At 62.6% G+C, this 3,249-nt stretch carries 3 protein-coding genes and 1 pseudogene; 1 reads left to right on the top strand and 3 read right to left on the bottom strand.

Annotated features, from left to right (window positions below; all coding sequences use genetic code 11):
- A pseudogene (locus tag ACILSL_RS27425) lies at positions 1 to 487 on the bottom strand (hypothetical protein); the annotation flags it as partial.
- Between the two features lie 151 nt (positions 488 to 638).
- Here ACILSL_RS27425 and ACILSL_RS27420 point away from each other — a divergent pair.
- Complete coding sequence (locus ACILSL_RS27420; protein WP_395735256.1) at positions 639 to 1,472, top strand: helix-turn-helix domain-containing protein; 834 nt, start codon at positions 639 to 641, stop codon at positions 1,470 to 1,472.
- A gap of 1 nt (position 1,473) precedes the next feature.
- Here ACILSL_RS27420 and ACILSL_RS27415 read toward each other — a convergent pair whose 3' ends face one another.
- Both ACILSL_RS27415 and ACILSL_RS27410 read right to left on the bottom strand, forming a co-directional pair.
- Entirely contained in the window at positions 1,474 to 2,319 is an 846-nt protein-coding gene (locus tag ACILSL_RS27415) for an amidohydrolase family protein (protein ID WP_395735255.1), read from the bottom strand.
- 9 nt (positions 2,320 to 2,328) lie between these two features.
- Positions 2,329 to 3,249: dihydrodipicolinate synthase family protein (locus tag ACILSL_RS27410; protein WP_395735254.1), on the bottom strand; the 921-nt coding region annotated here is incomplete at its 5' end.

Genomic DNA, 3,249 nt, shown 5'->3' with positions numbered 1-3,249 from the left:
CGGTGTAGTAGCACTTCACCACGTTGGCGCCCAGTTCCGCCAGGATGCGGGTGGCGAGGCGGAAGTACTGCGGGGTGCGGGCCATTGCACGGCCCACGGCGGTCACGCCCATGACGGCGATGCCGTAACGGCTGGCGGCATCGACGAGATCGGTGAGGTTCTTGAGGGACTGGCGCTCGTAGGCGCTGCCGATGAAGACCTGCACAGCAAGAATGGAGGCATTGAGGCGGATGGCTTCTTCGATGTTGAGAGCCGTGCTTTCATTGGAGAGGGGCTCAAAGCCGGGGCGGGCAAATTTGGCCTTCTTGCCGTCGATCTCGCCTTCCCATTCTTCCATCGGGCTGATCATCGAGGTGCCGCCGGAGGCACGCAGCGCGATGGCCTTGGTGGTGGAGGCAGGGATGACGGAGCGCTGGATGCCGCGGGTGAGCATGAGGCAGTCTGCGTAGGGGGCGAGGGGGAGGATGGTCTGATCGACGCGCTGAAGAATTCCTTTTCCTTCATGTCTGCAGCGCTGGTTTGGATGTCGGCCATGGTGTGTGTTCAGTTTTGGGTGAGTTTAAATCCATAGTCACTCCCTGCTTGCCGTCCATGGACGTGCTCGCCAGATTTGTGTCGGATTTCGCAATGACGCCTTGATGCAGACGAACAAAAACATCCTCAGCCTCGTGCCCACCGGCTCCGCGCATCGTGTGCAGGGTCAGCGAACGGTGGCGCTGCCGGGGGTGACGGTGGACATCCTGACGACGCGCAAGATCGAACTGCAGCAGTGGGAGCTGCGGCGGCTGAATGATCCGTACTGGCGGCTGTACTGGCCGGTGAGTGCCGGAGGGGTGGTGGAAATCGAGGGTGAAAAGACGTTGCTGGAGCCGGGCTTCATGTATCTGATTCCGCCACACACGACTTTCAGCACCACGACGACGAAGCCATTCAGCAAGTGGTATGCGCATTTCAACCTAGGGCCGCTGGCGGACCGGGCGGCACCGGGGATCCACAAGTTTCCCACGAATGCGCTGATGCAGAGCCTGATCCCCGGATTGGTGAAGATGGGCAAGGAGAAGGTGGCGGTGAGGTTTCCGTGGCCGACGATCCAGCTCGTGATCGCCGCCGTGCAGTGCCTGCCGGAGAGCGTGTGGGAGAAGCAGCATCTGGATGCGCGGGTGCTGCGGGCGATGGAGTTCATGCACCAGCATCACGGACTCAAGCTGACGGCCGAGCAGGTGGCGAAGCATGCGGGTCTGAGCCTGCGGAATTTGAACCATCTTTTTCAGCAGGAGCTGCAGCAGCCGCCGATGCGGGTGCTGCTGGACTACCGGCTGGATGAAGCGTGCCGCAAGCTGCGGCACACGAAGGATAGCATCGAGACGATCTCCGAGCAGTGCGGGCTGACGAACCGCTACTACTTCAGCCGCATGCTGCGGCAGTACCGGAATACTTCGCCGGCGACATACCGGGATGAGAGCTGGGGGTGATTCATTGCAAGCCAAGCAGTGTTAAACTGTCGCGGTGGATCATGGCTTCGATCTGGGCGACATCGAGGCGGGGGAGCTGGGTGCCTTCGAGCATGTCGTTGAGTTTGCGGATGCCGTCGATGGAGGCGTTGACGGTGGTGAAGGGGAAGTCGGTGCCGAAGAGGAGCTTGTGCCAGACGCCGTATTCCTGCGCGAGCATGAGGGAATTGTAGAGCTGCCAGGGGCGGTAGTGGAGGGCGCTGACGTCGGCGAAGACGTTGTCGTGCTTGCGGATGGTCACGAGGCATTCGCCTTCGTAGGGGTGGCCGAGATGGGCGAGGATGATTTTTACGCCGGGATGTCTGAGGGCCACGGGCTCGATAAGGCGAGGCAGGGTGAAGGCCAGGGGTGCCTGGGCGATGAAGGTGGTGCCCATGTGCAGGAGGACGGGCAGGCCGTGCTTTTCCGCATACTGCCAGAGGGGTTCGAGTGTGGGATCATCGGGACTGAAGCCGGCGTACATGGGCAGAAGCTTGATGCCGCGCAGGCCGAGGGTTTCGTGGCCGAACTGCATCTCGCGCTGCCAGTTTTCCTGAGTGGGATCGATGGAGAGGAAACCGATCAAGCGTGCGGGATCGTGCGCCACGTAGTCTGCCACGGTCTGGTCATTGACCCAGAGGCCGCTGAGTTTGGCTTTGCCGCCGAAGACGAAGGTGTGGGTGTCTTCCGGGGCGCTGGCGCGATAGGCCTCATAGGTCGCGCTGATATCAACCTTCACGCCGGGGCGGGCGCGACCGGCCTGATGGAGGAAATCGTCGGAGAAGTCAGCGGGGAAGTTCCAGGCGTGGGAGTGGACGTCGATGATCATGGGTTCAAATCATTGGGCTGCTGCGATCATGCGGTCAAACTGACGCTCGACTTCGCGTTTGGTTTCGTCGTCGAGTTTGAAGCCGACGGGGCCGCGGATGAGGGTGTTTTTGAAGATGCCCTGGCGGACGAGGAGGTGTTTTTCGACGGCGAGGAAGCCGTCGAGGCTGGTCTGCATGGAGATGAGGGCGGAGAGGGGGCCGTGGATGCGGTCGGCTTTTTCGGTGTCGCCTGAGGTGAGGGCATTCCAGAGGGGGACGAGGCCGCGAATGAGATCCGCGCCGGGCATGGTGCCGACGACGCCGCGTTTGAAGGAGTCCACGAGGGCGATGCCGCCGGTGCCTTCGAAGACGCGGGCGCGGCCCTGGGTGGCATCGCGGAGTTCGGAGAGCTTGGGGCCGATGGGGGAGGCTTCGGGCTTGTACTGAACGCGGTCGGGGCCGAACTCGGCGAGCAGTCTGGCCTGCATGGCGATGGGCATGGGCTTGCCGACGTAGCCGCTGGCGTCCTGCACGATGACGGGGATCTGGATGGCGTGGATGATGCGGGTGTAGTAGGCGAGCAGTTCGCTTTCACCGATGCCGATGGAGACGGGCGGGATGGCCATGACGGCATCGGCACCGACGCTTTCGGCGTGTTTGGCGTAGCGTTCGGCGGTCTTGGAGGATTCAGCGCCGACGCTGATGATGACGGCGCCGCGAGATTTGCCAAACTTGCACGAAGCGGCGGCGAGTGCTTCGCGCTCTTCGCTGTCGAGGCGCAGGGTTTCGGAGACCATGGCCATGACGATGCCGTGGGCACCGCAGTCGTAGAGCCAGGAGATTTCGCGTTCGAGGGTTTCGAGGTCGAGGGTTTCGTCTTCGTGCCAAGGGGTTTGGAAGACGGGGAGGACGCCGCGGAGTGGGTGGGAGGAGGGCATGGGCGGGGAAGG

It is taken from the genome of Prosthecobacter sp., from assembly GCF_044222345.1.
Lineage (GTDB): Bacteria > Verrucomicrobiota > Verrucomicrobiia > Verrucomicrobiales > Verrucomicrobiaceae > Prosthecobacter.
The sequence above is the reverse complement of the archived record's forward strand: the minus strand, read 5'-3'. Positions and strand labels throughout refer to the sequence as shown.